The 22,647-nt window shown below is 38.0% G+C and carries 23 protein-coding genes and 1 tRNA gene; 3 read left to right on the plus strand and 21 right to left on the minus strand.

Annotated elements, in window-relative coordinates; translation table 11 throughout:
* Together ISS83_02635 and ISS83_02640 are read right to left on the minus strand one after the other, a co-directional pair.
* Positions 1 to 1,391, minus strand: a 1,391-nt coding sequence (locus ISS83_02635; GenBank protein MBL7142526.1) for a hypothetical protein, incomplete at its 3' end; no start/stop codon positions are given.
* Positions 1,392 to 1,470: 79 nt separating this feature from the next.
* On the minus strand, positions 1,471 to 2,016 hold the full coding sequence (locus ISS83_02640) for a small multi-drug export protein (protein ID MBL7142527.1): 546 nt from the start codon (positions 2,014 to 2,016) through the stop codon (positions 1,471 to 1,473).
* Positions 2,017 to 2,115: 99 nt separating this feature from the next.
* Here ISS83_02640 and ISS83_02645 point away from each other — a divergent pair, with 99 nt between their 5' ends.
* The gene (locus ISS83_02645) at positions 2,116 to 3,501 is read left to right on the plus strand and encodes a cysteine--tRNA ligase (GenBank protein ID MBL7142528.1); all 1,386 of its coding nucleotides are present in this window, start codon (positions 2,116 to 2,118) and stop codon (positions 3,499 to 3,501) included.
* On the opposite strand, the gene ISS83_02650 is transcribed toward ISS83_02645, so the two are convergent.
* Entirely contained in the window at positions 3,488 to 4,621 is a 1,134-nt protein-coding gene (locus ISS83_02650; GenBank protein MBL7142529.1) for a glycosyltransferase family 4 protein, read from the minus strand. The genes ISS83_02645 and ISS83_02650 overlap by 14 nt on opposite strands.
* A 40-nt stretch (positions 4,622 to 4,661) precedes the next feature.
* Between ISS83_02650 and dnaB the strand changes: the two genes are divergently transcribed.
* Together dnaB and recR are read left to right on the plus strand one after the other, a co-directional pair.
* Positions 4,662 to 6,032 carry a replicative DNA helicase gene (gene dnaB, locus ISS83_02655; GenBank protein MBL7142530.1) on the plus strand — a complete coding sequence of 457 codons (1,371 nt, stop codon included), beginning with the start codon at positions 4,662 to 4,664 and terminating at the stop codon, positions 6,030 to 6,032.
* Positions 6,032 to 6,625, plus strand: a complete 594-nt coding sequence (recR, locus tag ISS83_02660) for a recombination protein RecR (GenBank protein MBL7142531.1) — start codon at positions 6,032 to 6,034, stop codon at positions 6,623 to 6,625. Before dnaB ends, recR begins: the two co-directional genes overlap by 1 nt.
* 3 nt (positions 6,626 to 6,628) lie before the next feature.
* On the opposite strand, the gene rplU is transcribed toward recR, so the two are convergent.
* From rplU to ISS83_02750, 18 genes are all read right to left on the minus strand, one after another.
* Complete coding sequence (rplU, locus tag ISS83_02665; GenBank protein MBL7142532.1) at positions 6,629 to 6,946, minus strand: 50S ribosomal protein L21; 318 nt, start codon at positions 6,944 to 6,946, stop codon at positions 6,629 to 6,631.
* A gap of 5 nt (positions 6,947 to 6,951) precedes the next feature.
* Positions 6,952 to 7,974, minus strand: a complete 1,023-nt coding sequence (locus ISS83_02670) for a DNA recombination protein RmuC (GenBank protein MBL7142533.1) — start codon at positions 7,972 to 7,974, stop codon at positions 6,952 to 6,954.
* 50 nt (positions 7,975 to 8,024) lie between these two features.
* Positions 8,025 to 8,987, minus strand: coding sequence for a sodium:calcium antiporter (locus tag ISS83_02675; protein MBL7142534.1), 963 nt, complete (start codon positions 8,985 to 8,987; stop codon positions 8,025 to 8,027).
* Positions 8,984 to 10,102: a hypothetical protein gene (locus ISS83_02680; protein ID MBL7142535.1), complete on the minus strand. Its 1,119-nt coding sequence runs from the start codon at positions 10,100 to 10,102 to the stop codon at positions 8,984 to 8,986. Before ISS83_02680 ends, ISS83_02675 begins: the two co-directional genes overlap by 4 nt.
* Before the next feature lie 42 nt (positions 10,103 to 10,144).
* Positions 10,145 to 12,877, minus strand: a complete 2,733-nt coding sequence (locus ISS83_02685) for an HAD-IC family P-type ATPase (GenBank protein MBL7142536.1) — start codon at positions 12,875 to 12,877, stop codon at positions 10,145 to 10,147.
* Between the two features lie 3 nt (positions 12,878 to 12,880).
* A tRNA-Glu gene (locus ISS83_02690) sits at positions 12,881 to 12,956 on the minus strand.
* 443 nt (positions 12,957 to 13,399) lie between these two features.
* Entirely contained in the window at positions 13,400 to 13,885 is a 486-nt protein-coding gene (locus tag ISS83_02695) for a hypothetical protein (protein MBL7142537.1), read from the minus strand.
* The gene (locus tag ISS83_02700; protein ID MBL7142538.1) at positions 13,878 to 15,494 is read right to left on the minus strand and encodes a penicillin-binding protein 2; all 1,617 of its coding nucleotides are present in this window, start codon (positions 15,492 to 15,494) and stop codon (positions 13,878 to 13,880) included. Before ISS83_02700 ends, ISS83_02695 begins: the two co-directional genes overlap by 8 nt.
* Before the next feature lie 6 nt (positions 15,495 to 15,500).
* The gene (locus ISS83_02705) at positions 15,501 to 15,842 is read right to left on the minus strand and encodes a hypothetical protein (GenBank protein ID MBL7142539.1); all 342 of its coding nucleotides are present in this window, start codon (positions 15,840 to 15,842) and stop codon (positions 15,501 to 15,503) included.
* A complete protein-coding gene (gene rsmH, locus ISS83_02710; GenBank protein MBL7142540.1) occupies positions 15,839 to 16,714 on the minus strand; it encodes a 16S rRNA (cytosine(1402)-N(4))-methyltransferase RsmH in 876 nt (291 codons plus the stop codon). The genes ISS83_02705 and rsmH overlap by 4 nt, the downstream gene beginning before the upstream one ends.
* 4 nt (positions 16,715 to 16,718) lie before the next feature.
* Complete coding sequence (gene mraZ / locus ISS83_02715) at positions 16,719 to 17,150, minus strand: division/cell wall cluster transcriptional repressor MraZ (protein ID MBL7142541.1); 432 nt, start codon at positions 17,148 to 17,150, stop codon at positions 16,719 to 16,721.
* Between the two features lie 234 nt (positions 17,151 to 17,384).
* Positions 17,385 to 19,934 carry an ATP-dependent Clp protease ATP-binding subunit gene (locus ISS83_02720; GenBank protein ID MBL7142542.1) on the minus strand — a complete coding sequence of 850 codons (2,550 nt, stop codon included), beginning with the start codon at positions 19,932 to 19,934 and terminating at the stop codon, positions 17,385 to 17,387.
* Between the two features lies 1 nt (position 19,935).
* A complete protein-coding gene (locus tag ISS83_02725) occupies positions 19,936 to 20,340 on the minus strand; it encodes a hypothetical protein (protein MBL7142543.1) in 405 nt (134 codons plus the stop codon).
* Positions 20,341 to 20,346: 6 nt separating this feature from the next.
* On the minus strand, positions 20,347 to 20,679 hold the full coding sequence (locus ISS83_02730) for a hypothetical protein (protein ID MBL7142544.1): 333 nt from the start codon (positions 20,677 to 20,679) through the stop codon (positions 20,347 to 20,349).
* Positions 20,676 to 21,008, minus strand: a complete 333-nt coding sequence (locus tag ISS83_02735; GenBank protein ID MBL7142545.1) for a hypothetical protein — start codon at positions 21,006 to 21,008, stop codon at positions 20,676 to 20,678. The genes ISS83_02730 and ISS83_02735 overlap by 4 nt, the downstream gene beginning before the upstream one ends.
* The gene (locus ISS83_02740) at positions 20,995 to 21,759 is read right to left on the minus strand and encodes an SIMPL domain-containing protein (GenBank protein MBL7142546.1); all 765 of its coding nucleotides are present in this window, start codon (positions 21,757 to 21,759) and stop codon (positions 20,995 to 20,997) included. Before ISS83_02740 ends, ISS83_02735 begins: the two co-directional genes overlap by 14 nt.
* Before the next feature lie 84 nt (positions 21,760 to 21,843).
* On the minus strand, positions 21,844 to 22,137 hold the full coding sequence (locus ISS83_02745) for a hypothetical protein (GenBank protein MBL7142547.1): 294 nt from the start codon (positions 22,135 to 22,137) through the stop codon (positions 21,844 to 21,846).
* 121 nt (positions 22,138 to 22,258) lie between these two features.
* On the minus strand, positions 22,259 to 22,624 hold the full coding sequence (locus tag ISS83_02750) for a hypothetical protein (protein MBL7142548.1): 366 nt from the start codon (positions 22,622 to 22,624) through the stop codon (positions 22,259 to 22,261).
* Positions 22,625 to 22,647: the final 23 nt, after the last annotated feature.

Genomic DNA, 22,647 nt, shown 5'->3' on the forward strand with positions numbered 1-22,647 from the left:
GCCAAAAGACGGGCAATGGTTGTATTATGTACAATAAAATCATTAGCAACGAAATTATGAGTTCCTGGGACTACTAAATCGTAGACTTGGAAATCACCAGTATGTTTAATCTCAGTAATTTTATCCCAATAAATATCTGAAGTAGCAATGTTTAATATCTCTTGAGAATTAAAGACCTCGCCACAAATTTGCAATTTATCTCGTGAAGGTCTAAATCTTACCGTGTTAGAAAACTTCTTTGGTTTTTTATAATTCAATATCTTCCCTACCTCAACCCAACTTCCGTTATTTATTTCTTTTTCTGTTTTAACTAAATCCCAAACTTCAATAGGGATGACATCGCAATTTGGATTAGTCGGTCGATTAGATAAATAAGAGTTAAGAACTCGAAGCTTTTTTGCTTTTTCTCCAATAAACCCTATCTCTTTAATAAACTTCAATAAACTTTCTCGGTTATATATTTCTAACGCCCAATTAGAATAAATTCTATTTCTGAATTTCGCTGGCTTATAACGAACTCGGGAAATAATACTAAAGCGAAGTAACAAATGCTGAATTTGATGAATGAGGTATTTCGAAGAAGAATAATATGAAATTGTTGCCCGCTTTGAAATATCTATACCTCCATCACCGCTATAAAGAACTCGCAAAAATAAACTAATAAGCGATTTGGTTGATCGGAAAATTATTGAAGGGATAGTCTTGGTTTTTGATTTTTGTCCAGCTAAACCTAAATTTTTAATAAAACCCATTATGGGATTTTTAGATTGTCCGGGTTGATTTATCCAATTATGACGAACTATTTGAGTAGCTCGATAAGTTGGTGTCTTTGTCCCCTTGCAATCATATTTAACAATTTTTATATTTTTAAATTTTTTCGCCGCTGATATAAAATCACGTACTAAAATAGAATCTGAATTAGTAAAACCAATTGAACCATTAGGATCGTAAGTTGAACCTTCGGCAATTAAATGGGCAATTAATCGAACTTTATATTCTGGAATTTTTTCTTTCCCAAATACAGGCAGGGTTCTTGGTATTCCAATGTAATCTCCCGTCTTCAATTCAGAAAGTTTTTTCCACCCTTCAATTGTTAAAAACGGATGTGAAAGTGTTATTTCAATTTCCTTTCCCAACGCAGTTTTTACTCTATAGCAAGGTTTAATACCGTCATTAATGAAATTACTTGGTTTTGTATTTTTAAGTCTATAATTTGAATGAAGAGTTAAAAGGCTTATCCTTTTTCGTTTATATATTTCTTCAACTGTAAGAATTTCGCCGCTGGAGAAATCCACTACTTTAGTATCAAACTTAACACACTTTCCCGAGCCACGAGGCCCTGAAAACAAATAAGCATGGGAAATTATCCCGGAAGAAACAGCATTGCTCAAAGTCTGGACAACATGCTCCTGGCCAACAATATCAGAGAAAACCTGAGGCCTGTATTTGCGATATAAGACTAAAGACATATTATTTTCTTAATTTTTTATACAACAACCAGCTTAATCCGAAAATAAACAATACTCCTATTAATACCTGCCAGCCAAAATTATTCTCAATAGCGATTCCAGCTTTAGTAACAAATAGAACAATCAAGCCAGCTGTCATAACCCCCAAAGAAATCAAAGGAAAAGCTTTTTTGAAAGGTATATTAAAGACAAAAGCAATCAGAGAACCTGTCCATCCGCCAGTAATAGGCAAAGGGATAGCGACAAAAAGAGGCAAGAGCCAAATACCGTATTTATCTACCCTAGTTGAATGGTTTTCCCTTGTTTTAGCAAAGAGCCAGGTGAAGAAACGGTTGAAAAAACTAATGTTTTTGGATGACCACCTGGAAAAAACGCCCAAAAAAGTAAGAATCAAGAACACAGCAAACAGATTTCCTAGAACAGACAAAAAATAGACAATTACCGGATTCATCTTGTAAATGGTCAGACCAATGGGAATGGCAGCCCTTAATTCTCCGATAGGCGCCATTGCCCATAAGAATATTTTCAGTTCCTGGATAAGCTCCATATTCGTCATTTTAACTCATTAGGAGCAGAAAATCAATTAATCTCAGTGGAATAAAACCATAATTTCCTTAAAAATAAAAATATGATAAGATAGCTTAGTATGCTTAAACTCTACAACACCCTATCTAGAAAAAAAGAAATCTTAAAACCGAGAAAAAACAAAAAGATAAACCTTTTTGTCTGCGGACCTACGGTTTACGATTTCTCGCATATTGGACACGCCAGAACATATATAAGCTTTGACGTAATCGCAAAATACCTTAGAGAATCAGGATACGATGTTTTCTATTTGCAGAATATCACCGATATTGACGATAAAATAATTGAAAGAGCTAAAAAAACAAAAACATCACCAAAACAACTGGCTGAAAAATTCAAGAAAGAATATTTCAAAGACGTAAAGGGCTTAAGGATAACCAGTGTTTCAAAATACGCCAAAGCTACAGATTACATCAAGGAAATACTGAACCAGGTGAAAAGATTAATGAAAAAAGGATACGCTTACCGATTAGAAGACGGAATCTACTACGACATTTCCAAATTCAAAAACTACGGAAAACTTTCAAAAAGAACAATTACACAAGCAGAAGACGGCGTATCAAGAATAGACCGAGCAAAAAACAAGAAGAACAAGGGAGATTTCTGCTTATGGAAAAAGTCAAAATCAGGAGAGCCCAAATGGCCATCTCCCTGGTTTAAAGGAAGACCTGGCTGGCATATCGAAGACACAGCCATCACTGAAAAGCAATTCGGCCCACAGTACGACATTCACGGCGGAGCCCAGGACTTAATGTTCCCCCATCATGAAGCTGAAATAGCTCAAATGGAAGCAATATCTAATAAACATCCCCTAGTCAAATACTGGCTTCACACAGGATTTCTTAATGTAGAAGGCCAGAAAATGGCAAAATCCCTGGGCAACTTTATAACTATCAAGGACTTTTTAAAAGAAAACGATTCAAGAATCCTCAGATTGTTAATAATAAAAAGCCATTACCGCTCCCCTCTTGATTACAATGAAAAGCTGCTTTTACAGACAAAAAGAGAATTAGAGAGAATAGATGAATTTATAGATAAATTGTCAAGAATCAAGACTGTTGAGGCCAATCCTCAACAGATTCTGAGGGGTATTGAAAAAAAATATAAAGCGGCGATGGAAGACGACTTTAATACGCCAAAAGCAATTGCTTTACTATTTAATTTAATAAACAAAGGAAATATCCAAATCAGCCAAAATAAATTAACAGTGACTGACGCCAAAGAAATTATAACTTTCTTAAAGAAAATTGATAAAGTATTTAACTTTATTTTCCAAATAAAACAAAAAAAGGAAATTCCTTCTTCAATTATAGATTTAGTCAAACTCAGAGAAAAACAAAGAAAAAAGAATAATTGGCAAAAGGCAGATAAGATAAGAAAAAAAATACAGCAGCTGGGCTACTGGGTTGAAGATACAAAAGACGGTTCAAAAGTTAAGAAGCTTTAGTTTTTTTCGCTTTTCTACATAATTTATAGAAATTAAGAACCTCATCTGCTATTTTAGGCCAGGAGTATTTTTTTGCTTCTTGAGTCCCCCATTCTCCCATTACTTTCCTCAGTTTTTCGTCTTTAATCAATAATTCCAACCTTTCAGCTAAAACCTTATAATCCTTGGGTTCAGCTAAAAACATCTTTCCTTTTCCTTTTTCCAGCACACCTTTATACCCCTCATTAGCAAAAGCAACTACCGGAATACCAGAAGCCATAGCTTCAACTAAAACAATACCAAAGCTTTCTCCATATATTGCCGGACTACAGAAAATGTCAGCTGTTTTATAGTATTGGGGAACGTTTTCCTCCTTAGCCCCTTTTTCGAAAACAACATTCTTTAATTTATTTCTTTTTGCCCATCTCTGGCAAATGCTTTTTAACGTGCCGTCACCAACGACAATCAGTCTCAAGTTAGAATAGCTTTTATCCAAAATCTTAAAAGCTTTCAATAAATAAATTAATCCTTTTCTTTCTTCAATCCTCCCCAAAAACAAAATATTCAGCTTATCGTCGGAAAACCTCTTCAATTTTGGCAATTTCTTACTGAACTCATCCAAATCTATGCCGTTGGGTATGATGGCCTTCGGCCCTTTGTAATTTTTAAAGAATTCCAAGCAAAGAGGAGCCACGCCGATTATGCCGTCTGTTTTCCAGCGCACCAATCTGTCAAAAAGATAAAAGAATCCGGGAAACGACTTTACGAAGTTATTTTTCTCAAGATTGGCATGAAAAGTTAATATATTCAGGGCCTTGGAATGTTCCAGAATCTGGAAAGTTGAAGGAAACCCGCAATTGTGAAAATGCAGAACGTCAAAGTTTTCCTTGTCCAAAACCTTCTTAATTGAAAAAGGATTGAAATTAAAACAAAAATCTCCCTGCGTTCCTCCAACGTTAAAAGGAAAAGAAGTGCCAAGCAAAATGACATCTTTTCCGTAACTCTCTCTTCTTAACCTCCGAGGGGCGATAATCTTTGACTCAATCCCCCTTTTCTTAAATTCTTCATGCAAACCAAAAATATGGCGTTTCACTCCGCCAGGATAAAGAAATGAATGGAAAGATATTAAGCCGACTTTCATATTTTTGACATCTAAACTAGCGCTTGCTATATTATACCTGATGAAGAGCAATGTTTCTAAACAAGAATTACCGGACAGGATGCCCCCTCAGGACGTAGAAGCTGAAAGATCTTTACTGGGCTCCTTGATGCTGGATAAAAACGCCATAGTCAAAGTGGTTGATTTTATTACTGCCCGAGATTTTTATAAACCAATTCATCAGGAAATTTATCAGAACTGCCAGGAACTTTTTGAAAAAATCGAGCCGATAGATTTATTAAGTTTGGCCAGCAAATTGAAAGAATCTAACAAACTGGAGGAAATCGGCGGCAACAGCTATCTGACAGAGTTGATTAATTGCGTTCCTACTGCTTCCAATGTTTTACATTATGCTAAAATCGTCCAAAAGAAAAGAATTCTCAGAGATTTAATAGAGGTTGGTTCAGATGTGGCAATATTAGGATATAACGAGTCAGAAGACCCTGATGTTCTCTTGGACCAGGCAGAAAAAAACATATTCAGCATCGCTCAGAAAGGACTTTCCCAAAAGTTCGTAGCCATTAAAGAAAGTCTTGAGGAAGCTTTTGAAAGAATAGATAAACTGTCAAAGCACGAAGGCGGCATCAGGGGCTTGCGTACAGGATTCACTAACTTGGATAATATACTGGCTGGTCTGCAAAAATCAGACCTAATTGTTCTAGCTTCCAGGCCTTCTCTGGGTAAAAGTGCTTTGGCAATGAATATTGCCAGCCATGTTGCCATAAACGAAAAGGTGCCAGTAGGTTTATTCAGCTTAGAAATGGCCAAAGACCAGTTGGTTGATAGGTTAATCGCTGACCAGGCAGGTATTGATTTATGGAGATTAAGAACTGGCAAACTCTCAAGCGAAGGAGCTGACAATGATTTTACCAGAATACAGCATGCTTTAGGCGTATTGTCAGAAGCGCCAATATATATTGATGATTCAGCTGTCTGCAATATCCTACAAATGAGAGCTATGGCCAGGCGGCTTCAAGCGGAAAAAGGCCTAGGCCTTATTGTTGTCGACTATTTGCAGCTAATGGAGCCGAGAAACACCAATACTACTATGGTTCAGCAAATGACAGAAATATCCCGTTCTCTTAAATCATTAGCCAGAGAATTAAACGTGCCTGTTTTAGCTCTATCCCAGCTATCAAGAGCGGTTGAGCAAAGGTCTCCTCAAATTCCTCGCTTATCAGACCTAAGAGAAACAGGAGCTATTGAACAGGACGCTGACGTTGTTTTATTCATTTACCGAGAAGACAGATACAGGCAAGATACTACCAGGAAGAATATAGCGGACATTATCATCGCTAAACACAGAAACGGACCGGTCGGCAAAGTAGAGCTGTATTTTGATGAAAGCCGTGTTGTTTTCCGCAACCTGGAAAAACAATACGAAGAAGAATAATGTACTCTCGCTCCATTCAAAAATTAATAGAATTGTTTTCAAAATTCCCGACAGTCGGTCCGAGAACAGCTAGCCGCTTTGTTTTCTATTTGCTGGGCCTAACTAAAGAAGAAGTTGACGAAATCACCTCATCCATAAACCAACTTAAAGAAAACGTAAAACTCTGCAGCTTCTGTTACAAATCATTTGAAAAAGAAGGAGAGCTTTGCGAAATCTGCAGCAATGCCAATGGAGACAAGTCGCTCCTCTGTATAGTTGAAAAAGAAACCGATCTAATACCGATTGAAAAAACTAAAAAGTATGAGGGAAGATATTTCATACTGGGCGGTACTGTCTCCACTTTCAAAAAAGATGAAATTAAAAAGATAAGAATGCAGGAACTCTTGGAAACAGTGAAAGATTCCAAAATAAAAGAAATTATTATCGCTTTGAACCCGACATCAGAGGGCGAAGCCACAGCTCTGTATTTAGAAAGGAATTTAAAACCTTTAAATAAAAAAACAAGCCGTTTGGGTAGAGGCTTGCCAGTCGGCGCAGAATTAGAATATGCGGACGAAGAAACATTGGGAGCTGCCTTTGAGGGCAGGAAATAGGAATTAGGAAGCACTTTGTATTTGAGTAATCTCAACTTCCGTAAAAGGCTGTCTGTGGCCTTTTTTTACTTTATAGCGTTTTTTCGCTTTGTATTTGAAAACAATTACCTTCTTGGCTTTTCCGTGCTTTAAGATTTTCCCCAGAACCTTAACGCCTTTTACGCGAGGCATGCCGATTTCCACTTTCTTGTTCTTCTCCAAAAGCAAAACATCGGAAAAAGCGATTTCACTCCCCTCTTTTTTCTCAATCTTTTCAATCTTAATTTTTTGTCCGGGAGCGACAATGTATTGTTTGCCTCCGGTTTTAATAACAGCTAACATATTGTTTATTCTTCTGATGGGGCTTCTATTTCTTTAATTTTTACTTTAGCTTCCCCATCTGTAATTTTTACCACATCTTTATCAACTTTGGCAAGCTCTTTGCTAGCTCGATTATAGCTGCTGACAGTCGTTGATAAATGCTGCCCCATTTTCTTCATATACTCACTGTAGCTTACTATGTGGCGACCTAATCTTTCCACTTCCTTGATTATCTCCTGGGCTTGCTCGGATATTTTTTGATTTCTTAATCCCTGCAAAACAGTTTGCAGATAAGCAAGGAAGGAAGTCGGAGAAACAATAACCACTTTCCTTTTGCTCGCGTAATATATCAAGTTATTCGTATCTTCTGTTACTGCGCCGACTTTATTTATAAGCAAATCATAGAAAACAGCTTCCGAGGGTATAAACATAAAGGCGAAATTCATTGTTCTTTCTTCTGGTTTGACGTATTTTGCAGTTTCGTCTATCCTTGCTTTGATATCTGCGACAAAAGAGTTTTCATATCTTTTTTTCTCCTCGGGGTCATGCGATTCCAAAATTCTATTATAGTTTTCCAGGCTGAATTTTGAATCAATTGGAATGATATTTTTGTCCACGAAAACCACTGCATCCACTATTGCCCCGTCTTTAAAGGTATACTGCATTTGATAAGAGCTTGGCGGAAGAACGTTCTTTAATACGGTTTCCAGATAATATTCTCCCAAAACCCCTCTTTGTTTGGGATTTTTTAATATGTCCTGGAGATTTTGAAGCTGGTCTGCGAAACCCACCACTTGCCGGTTGGTATCATCTAATTTTGTTAGTCTCTCGGTAACGCTTCCTATAATCTTAGCACTTTGGTCGAACTGGGTTTGGATAGTTCTTGTTGACTCTGATAATTTATTATCTAAAACCTGGTTCATGTGATTCAACTGCTGCATTATTAAAGAACTCTCTTCCTTGTTAGAACCTTTCCTGATTAACAAAACAATAACTATTATTAAGCCAACAAAAATTAAAATTAAAAATGGAAGCATTAATTGTTCCATACTGATATTTTATCATAAATTGCCATTCACTGCAATTATTTTAAAAATAATTAGTGAAATAAAACTTCAGCGATTAAAAAGGTAATGTATATACCAAGCAGAAAGATAGCTTCTTTGCGAGTGACTTTCTGGCCAGTTTTGACAAACAACAAAAAGAAGAAAGCTGCTATAAAAAGGAAAAGTCTGGCAATAACAAAAGGAGAAAAGTTATCTATCACTATTGGGTTGATCAAAGCAACCGTTCCCAGAACCAGAGTGGAAGCAACAACAATAGAACCCATCAAGTCTCCTAGGACCAGCCACCCTTCACCTTTTTTAGCGGCAACTATTGAAAAATAGGCTTCTGGCAAACAATTGCCCAAACCAACTATTAAGATACCTATCAGTGCCAAGGGCAAAACGAAATAGTCAGCGAAAAAAGAAGCTGAAGTAACAATCCCTTGGGCTGCCAACAGAATCAAAAGAATGCCAAAAACAATTATGCCAAAATCCTTTAGAAACACTTTAGGTTGTTTATGGACAGGACGAGGCGACTTATTATCATAAATCTTTTGGAATCTTTCGTCTTTTGAAAAAAGCCAGACAATGTACATGATAAAGAACAAAAATAAGACAATGCCATCACCCCTTCCCAAGGTTCCGTCTAAAATCAAAAGCATGGGCAAGACTGCCACAGCCAGAGTAAAAATGGAGGAAGTTTGAATGGTTTTACTTGAAGCCGGCAATCCTTTAGAGAATAAAACAGCCAGAGCCAGAATCAAAGTCATATCAGCCAAATTCCCCCCAAGAACATCACCGAACGACAATTCAGGAATGCCTCTTAAAGCAGCGCTAACGCCGACAAAGAAATTGGGCAGAGAACCGGCAAAAGCCATGATAAAGAAAGCAACGACAAACTCTTTCCAGCACAAAGCCTTGGCTATTCTTAACAAAGCATTGATCAGCCATTTGCCAGCAAAAGCCAGAAAAAGGCAGGACACGAGAAAGATTAGAATGTGTAAAGCTACCGTCATTTTACAAAATATATTATCTCATAAATAATGCCGACTAGAAATATCAAAATCAAAGGATAAATCAACAAACATTTAATACTTGACTCTTTGAGTTTAAAGTACAGTTTCCGACGCATCAAAAGAATCAGGATAGCTTCAATACCCAGCATTACGCCTCCGATCAGAGCGATTATCGTAATAAAGCTCTTAATGCCGATCAAAAAAAGAATTAAAGGGCAAAAACAGGTAATCGTCCAAGACAAGGTTTTTCCAAGCTTCAGATCGAAATGAAAAACGTTTTTTAAGGTCAAACCCAAAGCAATAAAAGAAGTAAAAGTGGTTAAAATTCCAAAACAAAGGGCCAGAGAAACTATTCCGTTGCCCAAAACATTTTTCAGTCCACCTAAAGCTGATTCTGTGGTTTGAGGCCCTGTAATACCCAAAATCACATAAATGAAAAAAAGATAAACAATTATCGGAATTAAAACAGCAAAGGGAATTATTTTTAAAAGCAAATTCCTTTTTTCTCCCAACATTTCTTCCACTTCCGGAATCATAGTCACCCCCCAAAGCGAAAAAAGAATAATACCGTAAGGCAAGAAAAGAAAAGCATTGTCCGGAACAGGAAAAAGATTTCCAACCGTTAAAAAAGACTTGCCTTGGAAAAATATGATAAATAAAATTAAAAAAAACAAAAGCAACCCCCAAAACTCAACTTTGGCAATTGCTTTTATACCGAAAAAAATAAAAAGCGCTCCAGCAATGAAATATAAAAGAGTGTAGGCCAATAAACTGCCGCCGAAAATCGGCGAAACCAATTCTGTAAGAAACTCTCCTCCAACTATTAAATAAACCAAAAGAGCTCCCAACATCCCAAGAACGGTTGAAATATATGCCAAACCCTGACCCCACTTTCCCAAATAGATTTTGGCAAAACCAGGCAATCTTTTAAAATCAGGCGTTTTTAAAGCCAATTCTCCAAAAAACAAATTGATTAAAACAGTCAAGCTTCCCAAAAACAGAAAATAGCCGAGTATAACCCAAAACCCCACTTTAAGGGTAACGTAAGGCAAGATAAAAAATCCAACTCCAATGCTTGTTCCAGAAATAATAGCTAAAGCGTAGACGATTTTCATATTTTTAAATTATATAAGCTTTCCAGATAAAAAACAGCCCTTTTAAGAGGTTCTCTGTTTTCGCCTCCAATATTTATATATTTCTCCTACCCATAAAACCAAAGAAGAAAGCAGTATTATCATTAACAATTCTGGAACAGATAAAAGACCGAAGCCGAACTTTTTCGATATTTCTCCGATAAAAAGAGCGACTAATACTAATGAAAAAGAAGCTATCATTCCGCCGACTATGAATTTATTTGAAAAGAAACCTATTTTAAAAATCGACTGGGAAAGAGACCTCATATTAAAAACATTAAACAATTGAGTAATAGCCATTACGGCAAAGGCTCCGGCTCTCGCTTTTTCCAAAGACTCACCGTTTAAAAACAAATTAAATATGAAAATAGTAAGAACAACCATAATGAAAATCATTAAAGCCAAAAACGGCAGAACGTCCTTTGATAAAATATTTTCTTCTTTTTTCCTCGGCGGCTTTTTCAAAACATCTTCGTGGCGGGGTTCGCAAGCCAAAGAAACGTCAGCAAAGCCGTCAGTTACCAAATTCATAAAAATAATGGTGGCAGGCAGCATAATCAAAATGGTCTCGCCCCAAAGATAAACGCCGACAATCAAAGATATTATTAAAGTTGCGATTTCAGCGAGATTGGTAGTGATCAAAAATAAGCTGGCCTGCTTAATATTGGTAAAAACCGTTCTGCCTTCTTCAACGGCATTGATTATAGAAGTGAAATTATCGTCAACTAAAACCATGGAACTGCTTTCTCTGGCAACATCAGTGCCGATTTGGCCCATGGCAATGCCGATATCCGCTTTTTTAAGAGCTGGAGCGTCGTTAACTCCGTCGCCGGTCATAGCTACGATATTTCCCTGCTTTTGCAAACTTTCCAAGATTTTTAATTTCATTTGCGGGGTTAATCTGGCAAAAATAGAAACGTGCTTTACAATCTCTGCAAACTCTTTATCATTCATTCCTTCTAATTCTTTTTGAGTTAAAACCAAAGGATATTTATCTTCTTTTTTTTCTTCAATCAAGCCGATTTCTTTGGCAATTGCCAGAGCTGTTTCTTTATGGTCGCCTGTTTTCATAATCACCCTGATGCCTGCTGTTTTTGCTTTAGCAACAGCTTCTTTTGCTTCTGGCCGAGGAGGATCTTTCATTCCGACAACTCCAACAAAAGTTAAATTTTTAACCATATCTTCAGTCAGTTTTTCTGTTTTTAAGGGCACTTTTTTGTAGGCCAAAGCAATGACTCTTAATCCTTTCCTAGCCAAGCTTTCCGCTCTTTTTAGAATCTCCTCTTTGTTTTTAGCTGTTATCTTTTTTTCTTTTTCAGCAAGTCCGAAAGAAGAAAGCTCCAGCACGATTTCCGGGGCGCCAATCGCATAAATTTCTTTTTTCTTTGTTTCTGCGTCCATCAAAAGCGCAGAACCGTATTTTAATATTGAACTGAAAGGCAATTCATCAATCTTTTTTTCTTTTTGCAGTAAAACTTCTTTTTTAATTCCGGCCTTTCCAGCTAAAACAACAAGAGCGCCTTCGGTCGGATCGCCGATGATTCTGTAGTTCTCCTTTTTAATATCTTCCTTCACTAGTCTGGCGCTGTTGCAAAGGCAAGCAATATGCAAAAGCTTTTGCAGCTGGGAATTTTCCAAAGGGAAGAAAACCTGCTCTTTTTGGATGAATTCCCCTTTCGGATTCCAGCCGTCTCCGGAAACCGTAATATCTTCTTGATCAAGTAGAATAAGCTTTTCTGAATCCATTGTGTTTTTGGTCAAGGTTCCGGTTTTGTCAGTGGCAATAATATTTACCACGCCAAGGGTTTCTGTGGCTTGCAGATCCCTAATAATGGCATTTCTTTTTGCCATTCTGTTGGCTCCTATAGCCAGAACTATTATTAAGACAGCTGGCAGTCCTTCGGGAATTGCCGAAACAAGGGCAGCCACAGCAAAGCGAAAGGCATTTTCCAGTCCGAGTCGGCCGATAAACAATTCAACCAGCAAAAGCACAAAAACACAGCCAAAAGCAATCAATGCCATTTTCTTGGCCAGCAAATCAGTCTTTATCTTAAAGTGGGTCTTTGAGATTTTAATATCTTCCAAGCTTTCAGCGATCTGGCCCAAAGCTGTTTTAGCTCCAGCAGCAACAATTGCTGCTTTTGCTTGTCCGGCCACAACAAAGGTTCCCATCCAGACCATGTTTTTTTGGTCAGCCAAAGGCGTTTTTTCGGGCAGCGTTTTAAGTATTTTGTTTGCTGACAATGATTCGCCTGTTAAAGCAGATTCCATTGTTCTAAAATTCTTTAATTCCAATAATCTGGCATCAGCTGGAATCCTATCCCCTTCTCTTAATAAAATAATATCTCCGGGAACCAATTCTCTTGCCGGAATTTTCAATAATGCTCCCTCTCTGACCACTGTGGCAAAATGAACGACCATCCTTTTCAAGGCTCTGATAGCTTTTTCTGCCCTATATTCTTGTGTGAAACCAACCAGGGCGTTAAACAGAAGGACAGCCAGGATTATGTAAACGTCAAACATGTGCCCGGTCCAAAGAGAAAAAAGAGCAGCTCCCACAAGGATATACACCATCCAGGAATGGAATTGTTTTAAAAAAATAAAAGCCGGATGTACGGCTTTTTTTTCAGGTATTTCATTGGTTCCGAACTTCTCCAAACGGTTCTTTGCCTCTTCTAAAGATAAACCTTCAGGATAAGAAGAAAGCTCTTCAAATATCTTCTTTATTGATTTGGAATGAAAAAGATTGTTTTCCATAGTTGGCGGCCCCAACCGGATTTGAACCGGTGTTACCAGGATGAGAACCTGGCGTCCTAGGCCACTAGACGATAGGGCCAAATTATCTTATTTTATCAGAAAATATGCTTTTGTCTAATAGAAAGTCCTCCCGTATAAGGAGGACTACGAAGAGAATTACCTGAAAAAAATTAGCTTGGTCTATTCTATAGTTGGACAACATAGGTGCCTTTAAGTTTGAGCCGATTGAGCAGGCGGTCGGCCCCTTCTCCTGTGTGACAAAAGCACGATCTAAGCCTTCCTTTTCCATTCCTCTTAAAATGGTGTAGTGCGCCACAACTACATCGTACCCAGGCAGCATCAGCAGAAACTTCTTTTCCGCATTTACATAACAGCTTTGGATTATTTGTTTTCGACAATTTCTCTCCCTCTTACAATATATTTTAGTTTACTGGAAACGCTGTACCAACGTCTAAAAAAAGAACGCACCAAAGAGCTATCTATTACGACGAAATCATATCATAAATATAACAGATGTCAATATCACTTTTTCAGTGACTGCGATATCTCAACTAAGTTTAAACCAAAGACCGTACCAACGCAAACAGCTGCCAGAATAGGATAAATCTGCTTCTTATTGTCTTCAAGACTCATACCAGCAAAAGAAGCTGTCCAAAAAGGGACAAAACTACCATTATAATTGACCTTAAAATTGATGCCGCCGTTCAGTTTAACGTCAGAAGCGAAAACGTCGTTCTTTTCGTCAAGCCCGAACTTTAAAGTTTCATTAACCGCTTTTATTTTTTCATCTTCCACTAGAATCGGCATTTTAGAGTGTTTTATAAAAAATGAAAGTTTATTAATATCCTTTTCCTCTGTCTCAAATATGAAAATATCTTTGCCTATCTTAAAATGCTGGTTTAAAACCCGCAAAATCATTTCTTTTGTTTCTTTCTTTTTCTGGCCAGTAATAATAACCACCTTTGGCCTTAAAAAGAAAAACTTAATTTTACTTAAAATATCATTCATGGTCTGAAGGTATTTGGTAATAATCGAGAATAGATTTTGCCAGTTCGCGGAAAATAGGCGCAGCTGAATACTCTGCTGTATTAGCTTTAGGATTGTTCAGTTTGACCAAGATAAGGAACTGCGGGTCAAAAGCAGGGGCAAAACCGACAAAACTCTGCCAGGTTTTATCCGAATACCCTCTTTTATCCATGCCCAAGGCAGCAAATGATATCTGAGCTGTTCCTGTTTTGCCGGCAACATAATATCCCGGTATGCCAGCTGACTTAGAATAACCATTCTCCACTACGCTGACCAGCATAGCTACCAATTGATTAGCTGTTTTAGCTGAAACAACCGGCTCTTCTGATATTATCGGATTGATTTCTAAAACCTGGTTTTTAGCTACGATCTGCTTTACGACAAAAGGCCTTGCCATTTTCCCTTCGTTGGCAATAGCGCTGTAAGCTTTGACCAGTTGGATAGGCGTCATTTCAATACCCTGTCCGAAAGAAACTGTGGCAAAGTTTATCTCATAGCCCTTTTTAAATTCCTTGTTTTCTGAATATACTTCATCAAGATCAATGCCTGTCGGTTTAAAAAATGAGAACTTTTCAATGTATTTCAGAAAAAGACTGTTGCCCAGCTGTCTTTGGACAAAAACAGCTCCTGTATTAATGGATTTCTCTAAAACCTCAATTATTGATCTTTCTCCCCAGACCCTGTTGCCGTAGTTGTATATGATATACCCCCCTATTTTTACAGAACCAGTATCAATATAAGTGGTTTCGGGAGTGACTTTCTCTTCTTCTAAAGCTGAAGCCACGGTAATTGGTTTAAAAACGGAACCTGGTTCAAAAATCTCCTGAGTAACTCCGTTCTTAAAAATATTAAAATCAGAAACCAATGAATATTGATTAGGATTGAAATTCGGGAAATTAGCCATGGCCAGAATTTCTCCGGAATTGGGGTTGATGACAATGATCTCCCCTCCCTCAATATCCAAATCTTCTTTTGCTTTAGCTAAAAGCTCTTCAGCCTTGAATTGAATGAAATAATCAACCGTCAAAACAAGGTTGCTTCCCCGCTGATTCCTTTTGCCCTTTAAAGCGTCGTTGTAATACTCTTCTATGCCGTATTGGCCATCAAGATCGTTGTCTAGGAAGCCTGCCAGCTGGGAAGCGAAAGCTTCTTGGGGATAGTATCTGCCTGTTTCCTTGCCCAAATATATCCCCTTCAAGTCCAAGTCTTTTATCTTTTGGCTTTCCTCCTCGCTTATCTTCTTTTTAATTAATTCATAAACGCTATCTTTTTCCAGTTTTTGTAAAACAGCTTCTTTGTCCAAAGAAAGAGCTTCAGCTAGCTTTCCAGCTGTTTCTTCTTTTTTGCCAGACATTTCAGCTGGCGAAGCAAAGACCAAAGGCCAATCCATGTTTATAGCTAGAGGTTCGCCGTTCCTGAAAAATATTTCTCCCCTTTCTCCGACAATCTGCTCTTCAATATTAAACATGCCCTGGGCCAAAGCCTTGTAATAATCGCCTTTTACGATCTGGATATAAAAAAGCTTGCCCAAAATGGCCATGCCGAAAACAAAGAATACTACCAAGATAAGATTAATTCTCCAGGAAGGCATAATCTGTTACTTTGCCAAAGCCGTGCTTTCCAAAACTCGGATATATTCTATTTTGCCAGCCCTTTCAAAGTTTTGAACGTAGTTTCCCATATTCTGCAGAGAACCAGCTTTGGTTAAATTGATTTCTAGAAACTTGTTTTCTTCGGAAAGCTGGCTTATCCTCTTTTCATACTGATTGGCAGCAAAAACCTCAGAAGTATAGGCATTAAGCAGATAAATCGAACTGATTAAAAGCGAGAACATGGCTGTTAAAACGACCAGCCAAACAAGCTTCAAGCTCAATTTCATCTTAAATCCAACCAAGGGTATGGAAATAGGCATATTGGAGACTAAAGAATATTTGTTCATATTTTGATTGCCACTCTCAACTTGCTTGAGCGAGAGCTGGGATTAATTTTTATCTCTTTAAAACTTGGAACGACCGGCTTTTTAGTGATTATTTTTAATACGTTTTCTTTTGCTTTGTCTTTGAAAAAGTTTTTAACCATTCTGTCTTCCAAAGAATGGAATGAAATGACGACTATCTTTCCTCCAGCATCAAGAATATCTGCTGCCTGGGAAAGTCCTTTTGCCACATTGTCCAGTTCGCCATTAACAGCGATTCTCAAAGCCTGGAAAGTCCTCGTGGCAAAATGGATTTTCGGATATTGATATTTTGTTGGAACAGCTTTTTTAATGACCTTGACCAGTTGGAAAGTTGTTTTAATTTGCAAAACCCTTCTTTCTTTAATAATCTGTCTGGCTATTTGTCCGGCGAATTTCTCTTCTGAAAATTCTTTTAGGATTCTTTCAATCTCCGGCTCAGACCAAAAATTGATTAGCTTTTCAGCAGTCAAAGGATTTTTCAAATCATATCTCATGTCCAAAGGCTCGTTTTTCAAGAAGCTGAATCCCCTGCCCGATTCCTTAAGATGCCAGCTTGACATGCCCAGGTCAAAGAGAATTCCTTTGATTGATTTAAAGTTTTCTTTTTTAACGATTTCTTTTAAATGAGCGAAGTTATCGTTAACTAATATCAATCTGTCTTTCAGTTTTGCTTTTAGCTGGCTGATGGCTTGCTGGTCCCAATCTATGCCCAACAATTTTCCTTGGGGCGCTATTTTTTCCAGAATTACCATGGCGTGGCCTGCGCCGCCTATTGTGCAGTCAATAAAATTCTCGTTTGGCTTGGGGTCAAGGTTTTCAAGAACTTCTTTTTGGAGAACCGGTATGTGAATCATTGTTTTAAACTCCCAGTTCTTTAAGGCGCTCTGCGATGTCGCCCGCTGCCATTTCCGTCTTCTTTTTGTATTTTTGGAATTCCAGATCGTCCCAAATTTCGATTCTGTCATAAAGGCCGATAAAAACAATTTTCTTTTTCAAGCCTGAATAGTTTTTTAAATAATCTGGAATCAAAATCCTTCCCAAGTTGTCAAACTTTACTTCCATGGCTCCTCCCAGCATCAATCTGGCAAATCCCCTGGCATCGCTTTGGGCCAAAGGCAATTGCGATATTTTCTTTGCCAGCTTTGACCAGGCTGTTAAAGGATAAAGAAATAAACAATTATCCAGTCCCCTGGTAATAACTGCTTTCTTGCCCAAAAGCTGTCTGAATTTTGATGGAACAGCCAGTCTTTTCTTCTCATCTATTGAATATGTATATTCTCCTGAAAACATAGTTATCCACAGAAGTGGTCAGTTATCTACATACTTTTCCACAATTACCCACTTCTATTCCATTATTATCCACTAGCTCTTACAAGTCAACCACAATGTTCCATCTGATGAACAACCAGAAATATGAGTAAAATAAGGGAATTGCTTCATGTTTTTCCACAAATAATCCACAGCCCCAAAATAAAAACAGCCAAAAGGCTGTATATATGTAAAACTACCCTATTTCACAAATACCTATTTTTTGACCAAACTGAAGTCTTCGGGATTAATTTCTATTTTGCTTCCCCTTTGTATTCGGCCCGACAAAATGGCTGAGGCCAAAACATTCTCCACTTTGTCCTGAATGGTTCTTCTTAGTTCCCTGGCACCGAAAGTCGGATTATAACCCAATTCAATTAGCCTTTCTTTAAGAGGCCCAGTAATGACAAGTTCAATTTCTTTTACTTTCAGGTTTTTCTGCAGTTTCTTCAGCATCAAATCAGCAATGTCCAAAAGGTTTTCCTTGGATAAGGGCTTGAAAACAACTACTGCATCAAAACGATTGATAAACTCAGGACGGAACTGGCCTTCGCCAAAAAGATAATCAAGGATTTTTTGCTTTACTGTCTGCCAGTCCATCTTTTCCTGCAATGCTTTTAATATTATCTGATAACCGGCATTGGAAGTAGCAATAATGATTGAGTTCTTAAAATCAACTTTTCTGCCCAGTCCGTCTGTCAAATGTCCCTCGTCCAGCACCTGCAAAAATAGATTCAGAACATTAGGATGGGCTTTTTCTATTTCATCGAGCAGTATAAGGGAAAAAGGCCTTTCTCTTATTTTGGTAGTTAATAATCCTTCCTGGCCGGCTGAACCGATTAATCTTGGAATATCTGTAACGCTCTGGAACTCTGACATATCAAGCCTGATCATTTTCTCCTCTGACCCAAAATAGATTTCAGCTAAAGCTTTGGAAGTTTCTGTTTTGCCGACGCCTGTTGGTCCGAAAAACAGAAATGTGCCCATTGGTCCTGACCTAACACTGATTTCTGACCTGGCTCTTCTTAAGGCAGTGGAAACTTCTTTGACTGCTTCTTCCTGATTGATAATTCTCTGATGGATCAAGCTTTCCAAATTGAGAAGAATCTGCTTTTCTTCTTTCTCTATCTCGCCTACCGGAATCTGGGTTTTTTCAAAGACAATGGCTGCTATATGCTTTGGCAAAAGTATTTTATCTTTTGTCTGGCTAAGATAGACTATCGCCTCATCTAACAACTCCATTGCTTTTTCCGGAAAAGGATTAGCTGGCAAATACTTTGAACAGTAAACAATAATATCCCTGAGAGCTGGATGAGAAACAAACTTATTGCTTTTGAATTCCAACCTCAAAGCCAAATCTTCCAAAAGCATCAAGGTTTCTTCTTCGGAAACTTCGGAAACCTCCACTTTCTCAAATAAAGATAAAATGGAAGAATTCTGCTCAATGCTTTTATGCAATCCTTCAAAAGTGGTAATAGCTATAATCTGGAAAGCGGGATGAATCAAATAAGAAGAGATTACGCCTGAAATATCTATCACTCCGGGTTTGGAAACTCCTCCGACAAAATTATGGAAATCATCAATAACCAAAACAACATTGCCAGCCTCAAGCACTTCCCTGAAAATATTGTCTAGTGTCGCTTCCACTTCTTCTGAAGACTGCACTTGAGCTAAAAGGCTGTTCAAATCCAGCTGAACAAACCTTTTGTAGTTCACCGCCCCCATGCTTTCTGCAAAAGCGCTTCTCTTGGCCATTTCGTAAATCATGCTTTTTCTGCCCGAACCCGATTCCCCGACTATCAAAACATTGTTCATTTCCCAACGGGCCAATATTCTTTCCATGGCAGCAATCTCCTTCTTATGGCCGATGGTTTCCGGAAATCCCCTTTTTCTCATCATTTCCGATAAATCAATCGAAAAACGGTCCAAGGTTATCGTATATCCTGATGTCCACTGCTTTGCCATAGAACCTTTTTTGACCAGATTCTTCCATTCCCAGAACCTTTTTGACTCTTTTATCTTTGTCTGCAAATTCTCTAACCACCAAGCCAAATCCTCGATACATTGAACCTTTAGCTTGTTATCAATTAAGATATTTTTAAAAACAGGATCGTATTCAGCCAAAGCAGTCATAAGATCGCCTGTTTCAATGTTAGTGTGGCCTTTCTTTTGAGCTACTTTTAAAGCTTTGACAATGGTTTCTTTAAAATCTTCAGAAAAGTCAGGTTTTGAAGATCCTTTGCCGGATTGTTCGGAAATAACATTCTTAAGATAATTCTTTATCTGTTTTATACTCAAAAGCGCTCTCAAAAATATAAAATTTGCTTCTCGATTGCCAGAAAGCAGAAAATAGAAAAGCAAGGTTGAATTCACCTCAACAAGCTTCTTTCTCCTGGCGAAATTAATGGAATCTAAAACAACTCTGGCTGCTTCAAAACTTAAAAAATCAGCCAGATTATATCCCTCCGAACTTTCACGCTTTGAAAGAGAAGGATTTTTAACTTTTGAATTTAAAAAAGATACCAGTATCCGACAGATTAAAAATAAACTGAGAGAAATTATCGAAAATCCTAAGGCCAAAGACTGGCTTTCCATGCTCCAGTTATCAGTCAGAAAACCATAAAGAAAAAGAGGAAAAAGAATAATGAAAGCGATCAAAAACAGCTTGCCAAAAATACTGGCCAATTTGAAAACAGGATTTCTGGCCCATTTTATTGCCCGGTAAATTGCCGTTTTTTTTAAATTAAAATTGAATTCTTCTGCCATTTTAAAATATGACTTTAATGCCGAAAGCTAATCCGAAAATCAAAAGGGCAGGCAAAATAAGCCAGCCCCAAAAAACAATCAAGCCAAGACCAATAATAAATATTTCCGTTATTAAACCGAACACTATTAAAAAGCTTCTGACGATTATTCCCAAGACACGGGAAAGCAAATTAGAAAGGAAAACCTCAATGTATCTTTTAATATTGAATCCTCTGCCGTAAGACCAGCTGTACCTTCTCCAGGGCGAAAAGAATGTTTTTAAAAGCAAAACAACTGAAAAATAATTGAAATTAAAAAAAAGGAAATTCCTCCAAGCTTTTAAAATGCCTTTGGGAACGTCAAAAAAATGCCAACAAAGCCATTGAATGACAATATTTTGCCTTATATGAACGTTAACACCTTCCATTGAATGTTATTGCTTAATCAGTTTTATACCCAAATTTGAAATCTGGCCTCCACCGAAAATTAGAATAAAAGCCAGTATTGACCAGGCAGCCAAATTCATAATCCTGGCTATAAACCCAGCAGGTAAAGTATTTTGCAGCTGCTGGCTGACCATTTCCTGAATCTGAGCCTGCATGTCTAAACCGCCCAAGGACTGCAAAGCGGTTCCTGCTTCTGACTGAAAGAGTTCTGGCACCTCGGCTTTAACAGTAAAGATATTGTATGAATACACCAAAGTCCAGACAATAACAGCCAAACCTGCAATTAACAAAATCCAGCCGAATATTTTTGCGTAATTCATATAATTGAGCTTAATTCTTTTAAAGTGTCTTCCGGAATAATCGGCCTTTTATCAGCTGGCGTTCTTCCGGGGTAACGCCAGGCGGAAATTATCTTAATGCCTTTCGGCCTTTTTAAGATAACATACATTGTCCAGGCCTCGCTCGGATGCTTCTTAGTGCCGGTAATCTGCATGGCAGCAATGGTGTCCGGAGCTATTCCCTCTTCTATCCTGTTGGGTTTGCGGAAAATACTCAAAACTCTTTTCTCTGAAAACCGGTACTGCCTTAATTTATTTTTAGAATGCTGCGTCCAAAAGATCTTCTCTCTATCGTTACTAATTAATTTCATAGGTGATGGAAACCTGCACTTCTATTTTATTCTCCCCTGTTTCAACCTGCGGCGTAGCTGGCGCGACACCTCCTCCCCCTATTCCCAAAGCAGATTCCTTCAGATTAACATAGTAAGGAATAGCTGTGCTTTCATTAAAACTGCTGATTCTGACCAATTTGACTCCCAATTGTTTGGCCAATTCTTCTGCTTTTGCCTTTGCTTTGCTAATTGCTTCTTCCCTGGCCTGTTTTTTCAATGCATCCTGTTCATCAACTGTAAACTGCAGATCACTGACTTCATTGGCACCGACAGAAGTGCCGCCTTCAACGATAACGCCGATTTTGTCCAAATCCCTGATTTTCACTTCCAGAGTCTGACGCAGATCATATCCCACCAAAACTCTTTTGCCTGAAGGGAAATAAGTGCTTCTGTCATACCACTCATAACGTGGCGAAATATTGAAAGCAGTTGTTTTCAAATCATTTTCTTCCACCCCCTGCTCTTTTATGAAAGAAATCACATCGTTCATTTTCTTTGTGTTTTCTTCCATTGCTTTGGCTACTGTTTTTTCTTCAGTAACCACTGAAAAAGACACTAAAGCCAAGTCTGGCTTGGTGTAAATTGTCCCTGTTTCAGAAACAGTGATAGTATTTTCCGTTTCTTCCAGCTTGTTCTTAACATCAAGGGCAAACGAAGCGATCAGAACGATTAACAAAAGTCCTGTTATTAAAGCTAATACGTTTTTAACTCCTTCTTTTAAATTGCACATATTTTAAAAATTAATAGTTATCTCCGACCTTTCAATATTTTACCATATCCAAAAACAAAAAGCACGGCGTTATAATTAGATGATTCACCGTGCCTCCTCATTCGGGAATGTAGATTTGCTTTCTGTTTCTGCAAGCCATATGCTTATTTTCCAGAAGGCATAGGCCATGTTGAAGGCGTTTCGCGATTCCACCCGGTTCATTTCCCCAAGCTCTGTGAAAAGTCGAAATACCTCTTTCCCGTGAAAAACTGGACCATTCTTTGTGACAACGAATTCAATGACCCTTTCAGTGCCACCATCTTCGTTTAGAAATGGTACAAAAATGGCCTGGTTATCTATTTCCCCGAATTGAGGTGTTTTTATTTCTGCTAATTTCAATCTACACCTCCTTCTGACTAAATTATACCAAGAAAATTTATAAAAGTCAATAGCGGGTATAAAAAAGAAGAGCTGGCACTAGTGCGCCAGCCCATAGGGGTGGTACTTATTCAGTTGTCGCTTATTGCTTCTTCTGATTTTTCGCTTGTTGGCAGGAAGCACAAAGAACCATCAGGGGACTTACTAGTAGGTCGCTTATCGCTATATCACCATTGCATCCTGGACACACGGCATTAAATCTGAACTCCCTTACATCCTCCAGCCGTAAAATCACTTGCTTGAACGCTTTGACAAACGTTTTTCCGCAGGCATCGATTACTGCAAGGTCCTGGGCAACTTCAGTACCATTACCAATCTTTTCATAGGTGTCCTTGGCCGCCAGAGTGTTCTCTGATTTTTTTTTCAAACGAATCACTTCTTCTTCAAGCACATCCCTCCTGTCTGCGAGAATTTGAATGAGTTTTTTACGATCGCTTTCAGCTAGCATTCATAACCCTTCCTTATCTAATT

The sequence above is a fragment of the Candidatus Paceibacterota bacterium genome, from assembly GCA_016782605.1.
Taxonomy (GTDB): Bacteria; Patescibacteriota; Minisyncoccia; order Minisyncoccales; family RBG-13-42-11; genus BS750m-G71.

What these genes read in the sequence shown, in the direction of transcription:
- ISS83_02730 (MBL7142544.1), bottom strand. Translation starts at nt 20,679, where the DNA reads ATGAATTACGCAAAAATATTCGGCTGGATTTTGTTAATTGCAGGTTTG.
- ISS83_02680 (MBL7142535.1), bottom strand. Translation starts at nt 10,102, where the DNA reads ATGAAAATCGTCTACGCTTTAGCTATTATTTCTGGAACAAGCATTGGA.
- ISS83_02685 (MBL7142536.1), bottom strand. Translation starts at nt 12,877, where the DNA reads ATGGAAAACAATCTTTTTCATTCCAAATCAATAAAGAAGATATTTGAA.
- ISS83_02640 (MBL7142527.1), bottom strand. Translation starts at nt 2,016, where the DNA reads ATGGAGCTTATCCAGGAACTGAAAATATTCTTATGGGCAATGGCGCCT.
- ISS83_02705 (MBL7142539.1), bottom strand. Translation starts at nt 15,842, where the DNA reads ATGAACAAATATTCTTTAGTCTCCAATATGCCTATTTCCATACCCTTG.
- ISS83_02695 (MBL7142537.1), bottom strand. Translation starts at nt 13,885, where the DNA reads ATGAATGATATTTTAAGTAAAATTAAGTTTTTCTTTTTAAGGCCAAAG.
- rsmH (MBL7142540.1), bottom strand. Translation starts at nt 16,714, where the DNA reads ATGATTCACATACCGGTTCTCCAAAAAGAAGTTCTTGAAAACCTTGAC.
- ISS83_02750 (MBL7142548.1), bottom strand. Translation starts at nt 22,624, where the DNA reads ATGCTAGCTGAAAGCGATCGTAAAAAACTCATTCAAATTCTCGCAGAC.
- ISS83_02725 (MBL7142543.1), bottom strand. Translation starts at nt 20,340, where the DNA reads ATGGAAGGTGTTAACGTTCATATAAGGCAAAATATTGTCATTCAATGG.
- ISS83_02740 (MBL7142546.1), bottom strand. Translation starts at nt 21,759, where the DNA reads ATGTGCAATTTAAAAGAAGGAGTTAAAAACGTATTAGCTTTAATAACA.
- rplU (MBL7142532.1), bottom strand. Translation starts at nt 6,946, where the DNA reads ATGTTAGCTGTTATTAAAACCGGAGGCAAACAATACATTGTCGCTCCC.
- dnaB (MBL7142530.1), top strand. Translation starts at nt 4,662, where the DNA reads ATGAAGAGCAATGTTTCTAAACAAGAATTACCGGACAGGATGCCCCCT.
- ISS83_02720 (MBL7142542.1), bottom strand. Translation starts at nt 19,934, where the DNA reads ATGGCAGAAGAATTCAATTTTAATTTAAAAAAAACGGCAATTTACCGG.
- ISS83_02670 (MBL7142533.1), bottom strand. Translation starts at nt 7,974, where the DNA reads ATGGAACAATTAATGCTTCCATTTTTAATTTTAATTTTTGTTGGCTTA.
- ISS83_02735 (MBL7142545.1), bottom strand. Translation starts at nt 21,008, where the DNA reads ATGAAATTAATTAGTAACGATAGAGAGAAGATCTTTTGGACGCAGCAT.
- ISS83_02675 (MBL7142534.1), bottom strand. Translation starts at nt 8,987, where the DNA reads ATGACGGTAGCTTTACACATTCTAATCTTTCTCGTGTCCTGCCTTTTT.
- ISS83_02650 (MBL7142529.1), bottom strand. Translation starts at nt 4,621, where the DNA reads ATGAAAGTCGGCTTAATATCTTTCCATTCATTTCTTTATCCTGGCGGA.
- ISS83_02645 (MBL7142528.1), top strand. Translation starts at nt 2,116, where the DNA reads ATGCTTAAACTCTACAACACCCTATCTAGAAAAAAAGAAATCTTAAAA.
- recR (MBL7142531.1), top strand. Translation starts at nt 6,032, where the DNA reads ATGTACTCTCGCTCCATTCAAAAATTAATAGAATTGTTTTCAAAATTC.
- mraZ (MBL7142541.1), bottom strand. Translation starts at nt 17,150, where the DNA reads ATGTTTTCAGGAGAATATACATATTCAATAGATGAGAAGAAAAGACTG.
- ISS83_02700 (MBL7142538.1), bottom strand. Translation starts at nt 15,494, where the DNA reads ATGCCTTCCTGGAGAATTAATCTTATCTTGGTAGTATTCTTTGTTTTC.